Annotated in this window: 17 protein-coding genes and 1 tRNA gene; 12 read left to right on the plus strand and 6 right to left on the minus strand. The window is 69.8% G+C overall.

All coding sequences use genetic code 11. The features are described from left to right. Positions 1-16: 16 nt before the first annotated feature. The 3 genes from C6V83_RS04875 to C6V83_RS04885 are packed head-to-tail and all read left to right on the plus strand — an operon-like array spanning position 17 to position 3,990. Positions 17-1,240: an MBL fold metallo-hydrolase gene (locus tag C6V83_RS04875; RefSeq protein WP_105941445.1), complete on the plus strand. Its 1,224-nt coding sequence runs from the start codon at positions 17-19 to the stop codon at positions 1,238-1,240. Then, entirely contained in the window at positions 1,237-3,777 is a 2,541-nt protein-coding gene (locus tag C6V83_RS04880) for an HAD-IC family P-type ATPase (protein ID WP_105943726.1), read from the plus strand. The genes C6V83_RS04875 and C6V83_RS04880 overlap by 4 nt, the downstream gene beginning before the upstream one ends. Positions 3,778-3,786: 9 nt before the next feature. Beyond that, entirely contained in the window at positions 3,787-3,990 is a 204-nt protein-coding gene (locus C6V83_RS04885; protein WP_105941446.1) for an antitoxin, read from the plus strand. Positions 3,991-4,080: 90 nt separating this feature from the next. Here the strand turns inward: C6V83_RS04885 and C6V83_RS04890 are convergent, their stop codons facing one another. Then, positions 4,081-4,671: a DNA-3-methyladenine glycosylase gene (locus tag C6V83_RS04890; protein WP_105941447.1), complete on the minus strand. Its 591-nt coding sequence runs from the start codon at positions 4,669-4,671 to the stop codon at positions 4,081-4,083. On the opposite strand from C6V83_RS04890, the gene C6V83_RS04895 reads away from it, so the two are divergent. Continuing rightward, entirely contained in the window at positions 4,649-5,083 is a 435-nt protein-coding gene (locus C6V83_RS04895) for a type II toxin-antitoxin system Rv0910 family toxin (RefSeq protein ID WP_105943727.1), read from the plus strand. The genes C6V83_RS04890 and C6V83_RS04895 overlap by 23 nt on opposite strands. Positions 5,084-5,120: 37 nt before the next feature. On the opposite strand, the gene C6V83_RS18275 is transcribed toward C6V83_RS04895, so the two are convergent. Next, on the minus strand, positions 5,121-5,354 hold the full coding sequence (locus tag C6V83_RS18275; protein ID WP_159067445.1) for a hypothetical protein: 234 nt from the start codon (positions 5,352-5,354) through the stop codon (positions 5,121-5,123). Between the two features lie 6 nt (positions 5,355-5,360). On the opposite strand from C6V83_RS18275, the gene C6V83_RS04900 reads away from it, so the two are divergent. Further along, complete coding sequence (locus tag C6V83_RS04900; RefSeq protein WP_105941448.1) at positions 5,361-5,819, plus strand: HNH endonuclease; 459 nt, start codon at positions 5,361-5,363, stop codon at positions 5,817-5,819. A 28-nt stretch (positions 5,820-5,847) separates the two neighbouring features. Here the strand turns inward: C6V83_RS04900 and aztC are convergent, their stop codons facing one another. From aztC to aztB, 3 genes are read right to left on the minus strand one after another with little or no spacing between them, the layout of a single operon-like run. Beyond that, on the minus strand, positions 5,848-6,771 hold the full coding sequence (gene aztC / locus C6V83_RS04905) for a zinc ABC transporter substrate-binding protein AztC (protein WP_105941449.1): 924 nt from the start codon (positions 6,769-6,771) through the stop codon (positions 5,848-5,850). After that, a complete protein-coding gene (locus tag C6V83_RS04910; RefSeq protein ID WP_105941450.1) occupies positions 6,768-7,937 on the minus strand; it encodes a hypothetical protein in 1,170 nt (389 codons plus the stop codon). The genes aztC and C6V83_RS04910 overlap by 4 nt, the downstream gene beginning before the upstream one ends. Further along, complete coding sequence (gene aztB, locus C6V83_RS04915; protein WP_199832590.1) at positions 7,921-8,802, minus strand: zinc ABC transporter permease AztB; 882 nt, start codon at positions 8,800-8,802, stop codon at positions 7,921-7,923. Before aztB ends, C6V83_RS04910 begins: the two co-directional genes overlap by 17 nt. Positions 8,803-8,855: 53 nt before the next feature. Between aztB and C6V83_RS04920 the strand changes: the two genes are divergently transcribed. From C6V83_RS04920 to cobF, 5 genes are all read left to right on the plus strand, one after another. Further along, entirely contained in the window at positions 8,856-9,512 is a 657-nt protein-coding gene (locus tag C6V83_RS04920) for a metal ABC transporter ATP-binding protein (RefSeq protein ID WP_105941451.1), read from the plus strand. Positions 9,513-9,695: 183 nt separating this feature from the next. Further along, a tRNA-Arg gene (locus C6V83_RS04925) sits at positions 9,696-9,771 on the plus strand. A gap of 98 nt (positions 9,772-9,869) precedes the next feature. Next, positions 9,870-10,460, plus strand: a complete 591-nt coding sequence (locus tag C6V83_RS04930) for a sunset domain-containing protein (protein ID WP_159067446.1) — start codon at positions 9,870-9,872, stop codon at positions 10,458-10,460. Beyond that, positions 10,457-11,278 (plus strand): SDR family oxidoreductase, encoded by an 822-nt coding sequence (locus tag C6V83_RS04935; protein ID WP_105941453.1) that lies wholly within the window; start codon positions 10,457-10,459, stop codon positions 11,276-11,278. Before C6V83_RS04930 ends, C6V83_RS04935 begins: the two co-directional genes overlap by 4 nt. Further along, positions 11,278-12,048: a precorrin-6A synthase (deacetylating) gene (cobF, locus tag C6V83_RS04940; protein ID WP_105941454.1), complete on the plus strand. Its 771-nt coding sequence runs from the start codon at positions 11,278-11,280 to the stop codon at positions 12,046-12,048. The genes C6V83_RS04935 and cobF overlap by 1 nt, the downstream gene beginning before the upstream one ends. 7 nt (positions 12,049-12,055) lie before the next feature. Here the strand turns inward: cobF and C6V83_RS04945 are convergent, their stop codons facing one another. Continuing rightward, entirely contained in the window at positions 12,056-12,799 is a 744-nt protein-coding gene (locus tag C6V83_RS04945; protein WP_234353862.1) for a 3'(2'),5'-bisphosphate nucleotidase CysQ, read from the minus strand. Between the two features lie 65 nt (positions 12,800-12,864). Here C6V83_RS04945 and C6V83_RS04950 point away from each other — a divergent pair, with 65 nt between their 5' ends. Both C6V83_RS04950 and C6V83_RS04955 read left to right on the plus strand, forming a co-directional pair. Then, the gene (locus C6V83_RS04950) at positions 12,865-13,845 is read left to right on the plus strand and encodes a DNA-formamidopyrimidine glycosylase family protein (protein WP_105941455.1); all 981 of its coding nucleotides are present in this window, start codon (positions 12,865-12,867) and stop codon (positions 13,843-13,845) included. Positions 13,846-13,889: 44 nt separating this feature from the next. Further along, positions 13,890-14,678 (plus strand): SDR family oxidoreductase, encoded by a 789-nt coding sequence (locus C6V83_RS04955; RefSeq protein ID WP_105943730.1) that lies wholly within the window; start codon positions 13,890-13,892, stop codon positions 14,676-14,678. Positions 14,679-14,715 lie beyond the last annotated feature (37 nt).

Genomic DNA, 14,715 nt, shown 5'->3' on the forward strand with positions numbered 1-14,715 from the left:
ATTACCCTAGTCAAGCGTGACCTCGATCCGGAACATTCTGCTCGACGGCGTGATCGAACCCGTCGGCGCCACCGTACAACGCACCCGACGCGCCTCGGCGCGGCTGGCGGCGGCGGGCAGTGCGCGCGGCGAAGCTGCCCTGGTGGGCGCGGTCGACCTGCTTGCTGAACGCGGCGTCGGCCCGGCCAGGGCGCTGGGCGCCTCCCGCGAACAGATCGCCGAGCGCACCGCCGGATCCCGGTTCGCCGTCGACGGCGTCTTCGCGAACCGGGAGGCGGCCTTCGCCGGCCGCGGGCCAGACGCGTCGACCCTCCTCGAGATGGCCCGCCGGCCCGGGCAGCCGAGCGCGCCGATTCCGGTCCTCACACCGACGTTCGACGACGAACCCGCCGACCTCGCCGTGACCTGGCTGGGGCATGCGAGCAATCTGGTGGAGATCGACGGGGTGCGGGTCCTGACCGATCCGGTGTTCAGCGCACGCTGCTCGCCGTCGCAGACGGTCGGGCCCAAGCGGATGCACGCCGCGCCGCTCACCGTCGGCGCCCTGCCGCCGATCGACGTGGTGCTGATCAGCCACGACCACTACGACCATCTCGACACCGCGACCGTCGACGCGCTGGCCGCGATGCACCCGCAGGCGCGCTTCGTGGCGCCGATCGGCGTCGATGCGCACCTGATCTCCTGGGGCATCCCGCCGGAGCGGATCGACGTCGCCGACTGGTATGAGCGCGTGACGCTCGACGTCCGCGGCACCGAGTTGCGCTTTCACGCCGTCTCGGCGCGGCACTTCTCCGGTCGCGGTCTGGTGCGGAATCTGACCCAGTGGGTCAGCTGGGCGGTGGTCGGGCCGAGTCACCGCTTCTTCTTCTCCGGCGACACCGGATTCACCGAACGCTACGCCGAGACCGGCGACCTGCTCGGTCCCTTCGACCTGACGCTGATCGCCGTCGGCGCGTACGGCGACCAGTGGCCGGACATCCACGTGAACCCCGAGGAGGCGCTCTCGATCCACCATCTGCTGAATCCGCACGCGGCGCGCGACGCGCTGCTGCTGCCGATCCACTGGGGTACGTTCAACCTGGCCCTGCACTCGTGGGCCGATCCGATTCAGCGTCTGTTGACCGCGGCCGGAACCGCCGGCGTGCCGGTCGTCGTGCCGCGGCCCGGCGGCACCGCCGACGTCGGCAAACGGAACGGCACCGCGTTCGACGACCCGACCTGGTGGGAGCACTGCGCATGAGCACACCGACCGATGTCCGGCAGGAGGGACTGACCGCGGCGGAGGTCGCCGAGCGCATCGCGGACGGCCGGGTCAACGCCCAGCCGGACAAGTCCGGCCGCAGCATCGGCGACATCGTCCGCGCGAACGTCTTCACCCGGATCAATGCGATCCTGGGCGTGCTGTTCGCGATCGTCGCCTACACCGGTTCGTTCATCAACGGGTTGTTCGCGCTGCTCATCGTCGCCAACTCCGGCATCGGCATCATCCAGGAGGTGCGAGCCAAGCGGACCCTGGACAAGTTGTCCATCGTCGGCCAGGCCAGGCCGACGGTGCGTCGCGACGGTGTGGTGCAGGAGGTGGCCCCCGATCAGATCGTGCTCGACGACCTGATCGAGCTGGCACCCGGTGACCAGGTGGTGGTCGACGGCGTGACGGTGACCTCCGAGGCGCTCGACGTCGACGAGTCGCTGCTGACCGGTGAGGCCGACGCCGTCGACAAGGCGCCCGGAGATCAGATCATGTCGGGCAGTTTCGTGGTGTCCGGTTCGGGCAGCTACCGCGCCACCGAGGTCGGCGCGGATGCGTACGCGGCCAAGCTGGCCGCCGAGGCGTCCAAGTTCACGCTGGTCGATTCCGAACTGCGCAACGGGATCAACAAGATCCTGGCCGTCATCACGGTGATCCTGATCCCGGCGGGCATCCTGACGATCTTCAACCAGCTGGTGATCAGCCGGGAGGAGCTGAACGACGCGCTGCTCGGCATGGTCGCGGCCCTGGTGCCGATGGTCCCCGAGGGCCTGGTGCTGATGACGTCGATCGCCTTCGCGGTCGGCGTGGTCCGGCTCGGTCAGCGCCAGTGCCTGGTGAACGAGCTCCCCGCCATCGAGGGTCTGGCCCGCGTCGACGTGGTGTGCACCGACAAGACCGGCACGCTCACCGAGAACGGCATGCGCCTGTCGGAGGTGCGCCTGCTCAGCGACCGGTTCTCCGAGGACGAGCTGACCCGGGCGTTGGCGGCGATCGCGGCCAGCGACCCGCACCCGAACGCCAGCATGCAGGCGATCCGGGAGGCCTATCCGGATTCGCCCGGCTGGACCACGTCGGCGATCCTGCCGTTCGCCTCGGCTAACAAATTCAGCGGCGTCTCGCTGGTCGACGCCGCCGGCGACTCGCGCGGGAACTGGCTGATCGGCGCCCCCGACGTGCTCCTCGACCCGGAGTCGGCGGAGGCGAAACTGGCGTCCGATCTCGGGGCGACCGGCCTGCGCATCCTGCTGGTGGGCGCGACCGACGTGCCGGTCGACACCCGCCCGACGGCGGCTGTTCGGAGCGGCGCTGCGGGGGGCAACGTGCCGGGCACCCTGACTCCGGCGGGCCTGATCGTGCTGGAGCAGCGGGTGCGTCCCGATGCCGGCGACACCCTGCGGTACTTCGAGTCGCAGGGCGTGCAGGTCAAGGTGATCTCGGGCGACAACGCGCTCTCGGTGGGCGCCGTCGCCGAATCGCTGGGCCTGGGCGATGCGACCACCTCGGTGGACGCGCGGAAGCTGGCCGCCGACGGCAGCCCAGAACTCGTCGAACAGGTGGACAAGGGCATCACCTTCGGCCGCGTCCGTCCCGACCAGAAGCGCGCGATGGTGCATGCGCTGCAGTCGCGCGGGCACACCGTGGCGATGACCGGTGACGGCGTGAACGACGTCCTCGCACTCAAGGACGCCGACATCGGTGTCGCGATGGGTTCGGGTTCCTCGGCGGCGCGGTCCGTCGCACAGATCGTGTTGCTGGACAACAAGTTCGCGACTCTCCCGTACGTGGTCGGCGAGGGCCGGCGGGTGATCGGGAACATTGAGCGCGTGGCGAATCTCTTCCTGACCAAGACGGTGTACGCGGTGCTGCTGGCACTCGCGGTCGGTGTGGCCGGGCTGATCGCGCACTTCGCCGGAGCCGCCCCGATCAGCTACCCGTTCCAGCCGATCCACGTGACCATCTCGGCGTGGTTCACCATCGGCATTCCGGCCTTCGTGCTCTCGCTGGCGCCGAACAACGAGCGCGCCAAGACCGGCTTCGTGCGGCGGGTGCTCACCAAGGCCGTGCCCAACGGCCTCATCGTCGGCACCGCGACCTTCGTCTGCTTCCTGCTGGTCAACCCGGGCGGCCCGGGCGCCTCGCTGGGCGGCGGCGCGGGTCATCTGAACGGGGCGCAGATCCAGGCGGCCACGGCGACCCTCGCGACGATGATCGCGATCGCCTGGTGGGTGTTGGTGGTGGTCGCCCGGCCGATGAACTGGTGGAAGGTCGTCCTGGTCGGCGTGTCCTTCCTGGCCTACGTGCTCATCTTCCTGTGGCCGTTCACCGCGGATCTGTTCGAGCTCGACGTCTGGAACGGGCGCAACATGACGATCGCGGCGATCTGCGCGGCGGCGGGCATTCTGTGCGTCGAAGTCTCATCGCGGATCCTCGGCGCGCGCCTGGATCGTCGTGCCGCGGCCGAGCAGGCCGCGCTGCTGGGCGAGCCGGTTCCGGTCGAACCTGCGCAGGCGGCGACCGGGGCATAGACTCCTCGCATGGATCTCAAGGGACTGGTCGACAAGGCCAAGGACGCGCTGAAGAAGAACCCCGACCTGATCGAGAAGGGCGGCGACGCGATCGACAAGGCGACGGGCGGCAAGTACGCCGACAAAGTCGACAAGGCGCAGGATGCGGCCCGCAAGGCCGTCGGCGCCGAAGACACGAAGCCGGACGAGAAGCCGAAGCCCGAAGAGAAGTAGGTCGAGCGAAGTTCCCGTTCGCTGGTCGAGCGAAGTTCCCGTTCGCTGGTCGAGCGAAGTTTCCGTTCGCCGGTCGAGCGAAGTCGAGACCTATGCCTTCGGGTGCCGACGGTAGGCCGACACCGTCGGGTCACCCGACACCCAGTACCTCCACGGCCGGTCCGCGGCCAGGCGCACGCCGACCCGCGGGCCGGCCGCGATCGTCTCCGCGGGGAGGGGATCGGTCAGCCGCTGTACGACGATCCCCGGTGCGCGCAGCACGTCGGTCCCGCGGTCGGACATGGTGATCCCGAGCGCCTTCGCGAGGTTCCCCGGTCCCCGGGCGAGGAGGTGGGCGGCGACGTCGCCCCGTCGTGCGCGGGCGGCGTCGAGCCCGTCGACGATCTCCCCGGCGCGTAGCAACACCGCCGCACCGCGGCCCTCATCGCTGGTGACCACGTTCGCGCAATGGTGCCCGTGGATCCGGTACACGTAGAGGCGGTCGGCGGGTCCGTACATCAGCTCCGAGCGCGGCGTGCGGGTGAAGGCGTGCGACGCCGGGTCGTCGGGGCCGTTGTACGCCTCGACCTCGGTGATGCGGGCGGCCACGCCGTCGTGCCCGAAGATCACTGCGCCCAACAGTGCTCGCGCGGCGATGCACACACTAGGCTCATCAACCATGGCCAAGACCAGTGACTCCATCCACGTAGAACTCAGCCCGGAGGATACCTTCGCCGCGGCCTCCGACCTCGCTCGCTTCGACGAGTGGCTCGTGCTGCACGACGGCTGGCGGCGCGAGGTCCCGACCGAGCTCGCCGTCGGCACCGAGGCGACCTCGGTGGTGAAAGCCAAGGGCACTCGGGTGCGCTTCGACTGGAAGATCGACACTTACGACCCGCCGCGCCGGGTCCGCTTCTCCGGCAGCGGCAAGGGCGGTGTCAAGGCGAAGATCGACCTCACCGTCGAACCCGACGGCGACGGCTCCGAGGTGACCTTCCTGATCGATCTCGGCGGCCTCCCGCTGATGGGCCCGGTCGGCAAGGCGGCGGCCAAGGCCGTCCACGGCGACATCCACAAGTCGCTGGAGAGGTTCAAGGCCACCTTCGTCCAGTAGGCCCGCCAGAAAACCCGTTGAGCGCAGGCCGGGTCGCTCAGTACTCTCCTCCGGTGGCCGCACGCCGCCCCTCGATCCTGTCGAGCTCCTTGAGCTTGTCCCGCTCCTTGAGCCCGTCACGCTCCTTGAGCTTGTCGAGCTCCTTGAGCTTGTCGAGCTCCTTGAGCTTGTCGAAAGGGTTCGTGCGGCGGTCACCTGCTCGCGGCCGCGCCGTCGCCGCGTATTTCCTGGTGAGAACGGCTCGTCGGGGTACCGTCCTGGGAGGAGGCACGGCGACATGGTGACACAGGCGATCGACCGAATACCCGTGGTGGTGCGCAACGCGGACAACGCGGTGCTGCACTGCCGCCCGTTCCGGGACGTGGTGGGCCAGTTGCTCGACGAGAAGGTCTGGGTGCTGTCCGGCTACGATCCGCCGATCATCGCGCATGCGCCGTCGCTGGCGATCGAGGTACCGCGCGAGGTGATCCTGCGCGAGTACGTCTACCGGCCGTACATCGAGCAGGACCGCACCACCCGCGACAAGGTCCTGCGCCGGGACAAGCATCTGTGCGCCTACTGCGGCGGCCGCGCCGACACCTGGGACCACGTGATGCCGGTGTCCCGCGGCGGCGGCAACACCTGGTTCAACTGTGTCGCCGCCTGCGGTCCGTGCAACTGGGACAAGGGTGACCGCACACCCGAGGAGGCGCGGATGCGCCTGCTCTGGGAGCCGTACCGCCCCGTCTGGGCCTGACTCCGGCCCGACCTCGTCGGCCGGGCGCCTACCTCAATCCGTCGGTGATTCTCTGCGTGTTCACCGTCATCATCCCGAGGTAGGTCCCGGCCTCGGTTCCGGGCTCATCGAGCGACTCGGAGTACAGCGGAACGATCTTCACATCGCGGCCGGTCTCCTTGGCCAGCGCGGCGGCGAGCTTGTCGGGATGAGACGTGTCGACGAAGACGGCGGGGACGTCGTACCTGTCGATGGCGCCGGTCAGCGACGCCAGGTCGGAACTGCTCGGCGAGGCGAGGGTGGTGCCGCCGGGAATGATCGCGCCGATCACCTCGAAGCCGAAGCGCTGTGCCAGGTAGCCGAACACGTGGTGGTTGGTCACCAGGCGCTTGCGATCGGCCGGGATGATGCTGAACTGTGCGGTCATGTCGTTCGTGAGCTCGGTGAGCTCTCCGAGGTAGTCGTCGATCTGCCCGTTCAGCTGTGCGGTGTCGACGTCGGTCACGTTCTCAGCGAGCACCGGGCGCAGGGCCGAGACCACCATCTTCATCCGGTCCGGGTCGGTCCAGAAATGGGGGTCCAGGGTGCCGACCGCGTCGCCCGACGCGTACTTGATCGGATCGGCGTGGGCGCCCGCCTCGAACACCGGGACACCGGCCCTGCGGGCCGCCTCGACGTGCTGGGCGATGCCCTCTTCCAGTCCGAGGCCGTTGTAGACGACGAGATCGGCGTTGCGCATCCGGTTGGCCTCCTGCGCGGAGATGCCGAACGAGTGCGGGTCCGCGTTCGGCTTCATCAGCACGGTCACCTCGGCCTGGTCGCCGACGAGCTCGGAGACGACGTTGCCGAGAATGTTGGTGGTGACGACGATCCTCGGCCGGTCGCCGGAGCCGTCGCCGCAGGCGGTCAGGCAGAGGGCCGCCAGCAGCGCGGTCAGCAGGGCGGCGAGGAATCTGCTCGTCTGGCGGCTCATCGTCCCACCTCCACCAGGAGGTCGGGGGTGCTCGTCGTCTTCAGGGTGCGGGCGATCCGCACGTCGTCGGCGTAGTCGATCTCCACGATGGTCTTGGTGCCGGCGGCGTTGACGTAGGCGCGCGAGGTGTCGGCGACGATCGTCGCGGTTCCGGAGGCGCCGGGGATCGCGGAGTCGGCGATCGGCTCGCCGGACGGAGCCCGCAGCGAGCGGAGGGTGCCGTCGGCGTCGAGGACCAGCACGACGTCGTCGCGGCCGGTGCCGAACGCCGCGGCCACCTCGCCGGGCGCGGGCAGCCAGGTCAGGGTCTCCGCGGACGAATCGAGGGCCCACGCTCCGTGCGCCGCATGCGCCGCCGCGGCGTTGCTGCGCGGTCGGTTGCCGAAGGCGGTGGCTCGCTCGTGGTCGGGCGCGTAGGGGAGCACCTCGCCGCTCACCGCGGTGCCGTCGAGCGAGAAGAGCACGATGCCGTCGGCGCAACTCACCGCGACTCTGTTCTTCAGCAGTGCCGAACCGCCGGGCTCCCGGCAGGGCTGGCGAGCGCCCTTCGCTCCGCCCGTGTCGTCGGTGAACTCGATGTGTCCGTCCCGGGCGAGCAGCAGTCCGTCGGAGTACGGCACGGCGAAGCCCGCGTCGTCGTTCGTCTCGATGGTGCCGACCTCGGAGATCTTCCCGTCGGCCTCCATGTCCTTGCGGTTCAGGACGCGGACCTCGCCGTCGGCGGTGCCGATGGCGACCAGCCCGCCCTGGCCGGCGACCGAGGTGGCCTCGGATCCGAGGGTGACGGTGCCGATGTTCTTCGCCGGCGCCTGATAGAAGTGCACGTGGTCGCCGTGGTCGACGGTCCAGCGGCCGCTGTCGACGATCTCCACCGTCGCACCGTCGATCGCGTAGACGAAGCGGCCGTCCTCATGCAGGCTTGACGCGGCGACGGAGAGTTGCACGTCGTCGGTCTCCTCGGTCACCGGATCGAGCAGGTGCAGGGTGCGCCCACCGTCTTCGGCGTAGGCGAGGGCGACCTGCGGATCGGCCTTCTCCTGCGCGCCTTCGACGTAGCCGTGCGGGGTGGCCTCGGTGTTCTCGGAGTCACCGGCGTCGCTGCAGCCGGTCAGGACGAGCAGTGCGGCGGCAGCGGAGGCGGCCAGCGCTCTAGTGCGCGAGGGCATCGGAATCCTCTTTCGTGGGGGTCGGGGAGGTCGCGGTGGGGCGGCGCAGTCGAGGGACGGCCGATCGCAGGATCAGGGCGAGGAAGAACGTTCCGACGGCGACGACGGCGATGGTCGCGCCCGCCGCGGTGGACGCGTGCCAGGAGATGAGCAGGCCGATGACGGTGGCCAGGCTGCCGAGGACGAAGGCCGTCGCCATCGCGACCGGCACTCGCCGGACGAAGAGCATGGCGGTGGCCGAGGGCGCGACCAGCATGCCGAAGGCAAGCAGGGTGCCGACGACGCTGAACGCGCCGGCCATGGTGATCGCGAGCAGCACCACCATCGTCAGGTTGGCGGCCTTGGGGTGCAGCCCGAGGGTGTGGGCCTTGCGCTCGTCGAAGGTCACCGCCAGGAACGACCGGTAGCAGACGACGGTCACCACGGCGACGATCGCGACCAGGATCGCGAGCCGGACGAGGTCGGCCCGGTCGATGGCGAGGACGTCGCCGAACAGGAACGCGGTCAGGTCGGTCGCGAACGACGCCGAGTGCGACACGATGATCACACCGATCGCGAGGAGCCCGACGAAGAGCAGTCCGATCGAGGTGTCGCGGCCGAAGTCCCGGCTGGTGCGCATGGCTTCCAGGCCCAGAACCATCACGATGGAGCTGAGGGCGGCGCCGACCACCAGATCGATGCCGAGCAGGGCGGCGATCGCGACCCCCGGCAGCATGGCGTGACTCATCGCCTCTCCCAGGAACGCCATCCCGCGGGCGATCACCCACACCCCGACTAGCGCGCAGACCGCGGCCAGCAGGATGCCGCCGATCAGCGCGCGCAGCACGAAGCCGACGGTGAGGGGTTCGAGGAGGAGGTCCAGCACCCTGCTAGGATAATGGTTGTCATTACCAATAAACACGGAGAGGTACGACGCGGGTGGCCGGATACGCGGTGCGCGGGCTGGAGTTCGGCTACACGGCCGAAGCGATCTTCGGCGGATTCGACGCCGACTTTCCCGCCGGGGAGGTGACCGCGCTGATCGGCGCGAACGGCTCGGGCAAGAGCACCCTCATCAACCTCGTCGTCGGACTGCTCCGTCCGTCGGGCGGCAGTGTGGATCCGCGTCCGGTGCGGCCGGCCCTGCTGGCCCAGCGCACCGAGCACATCGACGGGCTGCCGCTCACGGTGCGCGACTGTGTCAGCATGGGCCGGTTCGGTTCGGTGCCCTTCTGGAAGCCGCTCGGCAAGCCCGACCGGGCGCTGGTCGTCGAAATGATCGAGCGGGTCGGGATGACGCCGTATACGGGGCAGCGGCTGCGCGACCTGTCGGGCGGGCAGCGGCAGCGCGTGATGATCGCGCAGACCATGGTGCAGGAAGCCGGGCTCTATCTGCTCGACGAGCCGTCCACCGCGCTCGACGTCGCCGGGCGTGAGATGCTGTTCGGGCTCCTCCGCGAGAAGGCCGAGCGCGGCGCTGCCGTCGTGCTCGCCACGCACGACGCCGACGAGGTGGCCTTCGCCGACCGCGTGGTCGATCTCGGTGGCGGCCTGGCGACCATCCGCCCGGCGCGTTCGGCGGCGCTGGCCGGCTGAGGCCCCGCGCCCGCTGTGTCCGGTCTCCTCCGGGCGGAAGACGCCACCGATGCCTGCCCGGAATGGCCTGACGTAGACTCACCTATCGCAGGCCGACGACCCCAATGAGCGCGGCCTGCACCGGACTGAGCCGGTCGGAGGAGGCGGAAGCCTCAACTTCCTCCACAACTTCCGCCAGTCCCCGCTCTCGTAGCTCAGGGGATAGAGCACCGCTCTCCTAAAGCGGGTGTCGCAGGTTCGAATCCTGCCGGGAGCACCACCGTGTTGGCCGAAACGCCGCAGGCCTGGGCGGTGCGCCTCGCCGGAACCGATAGGATCCCGCGCAGGGCCCCGATGAGCGGAGACACGATGATCCCCATGACGCTGGCATCGCCGGTACTGCACCTGGCCGAGGAAGGCGGTGGCTCCGGCGGCTCCGGCTGGTGGTGGCTGCTCCTGCTGCTGATCATTCCGGTGGCGGCCGGCGGGTGGCTGTACGCCAAGCGCGATCGCACCAAGGACCAGATCGTCCATCCACCGCGCCCGGAGTCGAACGATCCCGGACTGCCGAAGGTGAACCTGGCTGCGACGGCGCCGGATCCGCTTCCGCAGGCGCCGACGCCCCCGGCCGGCCCGGTGTCGGGAGGAACGGCGGAGGTGTCGCTGAATCCGGCGCCGGCTCCGAAGCGGACCGTCACCGGCGACGGTGTCGGCTCGTACCTGAACGCCGACGGCGAGCGCGTCCCGGTCCCGATCGGCGGTCATCTGCCGTTGGTCGCCGATGCTCAGCAGGCGCCGGACGGTTACCCGATCAAGGGCGATGCCGACACCGGCCTCTATCACGTGCCCGACGACCCCTGGTTCGGTGACGTGATCGCCGCGGTGTGGCTGGCCAGCGAACCGGCCGCCCGCGCCGCCGGATTCAAGCGCGCCGGCACCGCACCCGAGCAGGGCGCCGAAGAGTCATGAGCACCCAGAATCGATCCCAGACGGTCCTGGTGACCGGTGCCACCAGCGGCATCGGGGCCGAAGTGGCACGACAGTTCGCCGCCGCCGGGCACCGCGTGTACGGCACCGGCCGCAATCCCGACGCCGTCAAGGACCCGATCCCCGGGGTCACCTACGTCCGCCTGGACAACGCGGATCTCTCGACGGCGCAGACCTGCGCCGACGAAGTCGGGCCCGTTGACATCCTGATCAACAATGCCGGAGAGAGTCACGCGGGAGCGTTCGAAGACACCCCGATGGACGAGATCGAACGCATCTTCGCGGTCAATGTCTTCGGTCCCGTCGCCCTCACGAAGGCGGTGCTTCCCGGCATGCGGGAACGACGGCGCGGCACCGTGATCATGGTCGGGTCGATGCTCTCGAGTTTCCCGATCGCCTTCCGGTCCACGTATGCCGCAACCAAGTCCGCGGTCAAGGCCTACGCTCTGGCGCTGCGCCGCGAAGTGGCTCCGTACGGGATCCGGGTGATCTCCGTGGAACCGGGCACCATCGCCACCGGTATCGGCACGCGCCGCACCGTCCACATCGGCGACGACTCTCCCTACGCCGACGAGTACGCGATCGTGGCCGAGACCACCGCCGAGAACGAGACCAAGGGGATCTCCGCCGAGGCAATGGCCGAGCAGATCGTCAGCGCAGCGCTCGCCGAGAAACCGAAGCCGTTCTACGCCCGGGGGAATCGCGCACCGGTGGTCTTCTTCCTGCGCCGACTCGTACCCCGCCAGATGGTGCTCGACCTGAGTTCACGCGTCCACGGACTGACGAAGATCCGCGCCTGATGCCAAGCGGCGCAACAGCTGTCACGCTGCGCGTCATCGGCATCGGCCCGGGTGGCCCTCGGCAGATCACCCTCGAAGCGATCGATGCCATCGTCGACACCGACGTGTTCTTCTTGCTGGACAAGGGATCCCGGGTCGGGCAGCTCACCCAGGCGCGACAGGCCTTCATCGACCGGTATGCGCGCGAGGGCCATCGGGTGGTCACGGTCGACGACCCTCCGCGCGACCGTGACCCCGACGACTACGAAGCCGAAGTCCGCCGCTGGCACCTCGCGCGGGTCGACGCGCTCGAAGCGGCGATCGGGGCCGCATTGCCCGGCGGCGGGTCCGGAGCCTTCCTGGTGTGGGGCGATCCGGCGCTCTACGACTCGACGCTCCGCCTCACCGATCAGCTCGCCGAGCGTGCCGGCCTGAACCTCGCGGTTGAAGTGATTCCGGGAGTCACCAGCCCGTCGGCGCTGACCGCTGCGCACGGGATCGTCGCGCACGACGTCGGCGAACCCGTGCTGATCACCACCGGCCGCCGCCTGGCGGAGACGCCCGCGGGCGCCGACGCGAACCAGATCGTGATGCTCGATTCCCACCTGTCGTTCACGGAGACCGCCGCGCCGGACGACGAGATCTACTGGGGTGCGAACCTCGGGACCCCGGAGCAACTCGTGATCAGCGGGCGCGTGGGTGACGTCGCCGACGAGATCGTCCGTGCGCGCAGCGATCTCCGCGCGCGCACCGGCTGGGTGATGGACGTGTACCTGCTCCGGAAGCGCTGACCCGGCGTCACCAGCGGTGGGCGACGGCGTCGAGCAGGTCGTCGGCGATCTCCTTGCGGCAGATCACGAAGTCCGGCAGGTACGGCTGGGGATTGTTGTAGGCCAGCTCGTCGCCGTTGAGCCGCGAGCAGTGCAGCCCGGCGGCCTGGGCGACGCCGGCCGGCGCGCAGTTGTCCCACTCGTACTGGCCGCCGGCGTGCACGTACGCGTCCACCTCCCCGCTCACCACCGCCATCGCCTTGGCGCCCGCCGAACCGATGTGGACCGCGCGCAGTCCGAGCCGGTCGGCGGCGGCGGCGCTCGGGAACGAGTGCCCGTATCTCGACACCGCGATCCGTCCGGTCAGCTCCCCGCCGACCTGCGGCACCTCGTCGGACCGGAACAACCGGCCCTGCGCGGGGAGGGACACCGCGGAGGCGGCCGGAGTGCCGTCGATCGTCAGTGCGACGTGCACTGCCCAGTGGGTCGTGCCCATGGCGAATTCGGAGCTGCCGTCGAGCGGGTCGACGATCCAGACGCGCTCGGCGCCGAGCCTGGTCAGATCGTCGTCGGCCTCCTCGGAGAGCACGGCGTCCCGCGGGCGACGTCGCCGCAGCACCTGGGAGATCCACGCCTGTGCCATCGCATCGCCGACGTCGCCGAGCAAACGACGGTCGAGCAGTCCCGCGTGTCCGACGCCGAGCAGCACCTGTCCGGCGCCCTCGGCGATGAGGGCCGCGAGTTCGGCGTCGGTGTGCGTGGATCGGGACACCGTCTTAGCCAAGCACATCGCGCGTGCGGCCCACATCCGGACCGCACGACGCGCACACTGGAGACATGCCCGAGCTTCCCGAAGTCGCTGCGCTCGCCGCATTCCTCGACGGCCGGACGGCCGGCCTGCCCGTCCGCCGGGTCGACGTCGCGTCGTTGTCGGTGCTCAAGACCGCCGACCCGCCGTACACCGCGCTCGCCGGCCGGACGGTCTCGTCGGTCGGCCGGATCGGCAAGTACCTGATCGTCACCACCGTGCCGGGCCTTTCGACGGGCTCAAGGGGCGTCGGGTCGGGCTCAAGGGGCGTCGGGTCGAGTTCCGGGGGCGTCGGGTCGAGCTCAGGGGAGGAACCGACAATCGCCCTGGTGATCCATCTGTCGCGCGCGGGCTGGATCCGCTGGAGCGAGCACCTCTCGCCGAAGCCGCCGCGGCCCGGTGGCAAGGGCCCGATCGCCCTGCGGGTGCACTGCGGCCTGCCGGGGGAGGGCTTCGACGTGACCGAGGCAGGCACTCAGAAACGCCTCGCCGCCTGGGTGGTCCGCGACCCGCACGAGATCGAGCGCATCGCCACGCTCGGTCCGGATGCGCTCGCGCTCTCACGAGACGAGTTCGCCGCACTCCTCGCCGGCGACTCCCCGACGTCGCCCGGGACGGGTGGAAGGCGGCTCAAGACCGTCCTCACCGACCAGCGCACGCTGAGCGGGATCGGCAACGCCTACTCCGACGAGATCTTGCACGCCGCGCGACTCTCGCCGTTCGCGACCGCGAAGTCGCTGAACGACGACGCCGTCACCGCGCTGTACGACGCGATGCGCGCCACCTTGCTCGATTCGACCGCGCGCCTGGAGGGCCGCGGCGCCGCGACGATGAAATCCGAGAAGCGCACCGGACTGAAAGTCCATGCCAGAACGGGACTTCCGTGCCCGGACTGCGGCGACACCGTCCGCGAGGTCTCGTACGCGGACCGCTCCTTCCAGTACTGCCCAACCTGCCAGACCGGCGGCAAGGTGCTCGCCGACCGCAGGATGTCGCGGCTGCTCAAGTAGTCCGCGGTCACCAGGCTTTGTTGAGCTTGGATGCGATCAGCATGATGTCGCGCCGCCGCGTCGGCGCGACTAGGAGCGTAGATTCACCGGGTGTGACCCGCGAAAAGATCATCATCACCGGCGCCAGCTCCGGACTCGGCGAGGGCATGGCGCGAGAGTTCGCCGCGAAAGGCCGTTCCCTCGGCCTGGCCGCGCGTCGTCTGGACCGCCTGGAGGACCTGGCCGCCGACCTGTCCGGCCAGGCGAAGCAGATCGCCGTCGCCCGTCTCGATGTGACCGACACCGCGTCGGTCCCGCGAGTGTTCGCCGAACTCGCCGACGAGCTCGGCGGGGTCGACCGGGTGATCGTCAACGCCGGTCTCGGCAAGGGTGCACCGATCGGCACGGGTCATGCCGACGCGAACATCGAGACCGTGCAGACGAATCTCGTCGGTGCGCTGGCTCAGGCCGAGGCGGCGATGGAGATCTTCCGCGCGCAGAACAGCGGCCACCTGGTGCTGATCAGTTCGATCAGCGCCGTCCGGGGGCTGCCGAAGGCGCAGGCCGCTTACGCCGCGTCCAAGGCCGGAGTCTCCGCGATCGGCCAGGGCCTGCAGGCCGAGCTCGCCGACAGTCCGATCACCGTCACCGTGATCCTCCCCGGGTACATCGAGACAGACATCAACCGCGGTGTGCAGACCAAGCTGATGACCGACACCCGGTCGGGCGTCCGAGCCATGGTGAACGCCATCGAGGCCGAGCCCCGGCGTGCGGAGGTGCCTGCCTGGCCGTGGAAACCGATCGCGGCGGCGCTGCGCCACCTGCCTGACGCGCTCTCGGCGAAGCTCGTCTGAGAGGTCCTGCCCGCCGGCCCGTTCCGCACTAGGCTTG

The sequence above is a fragment of the Gordonia iterans genome, from assembly GCF_002993285.1.
Taxonomy (GTDB): Bacteria; Actinomycetota; Actinomycetes; order Mycobacteriales; family Mycobacteriaceae; genus Gordonia; species Gordonia iterans.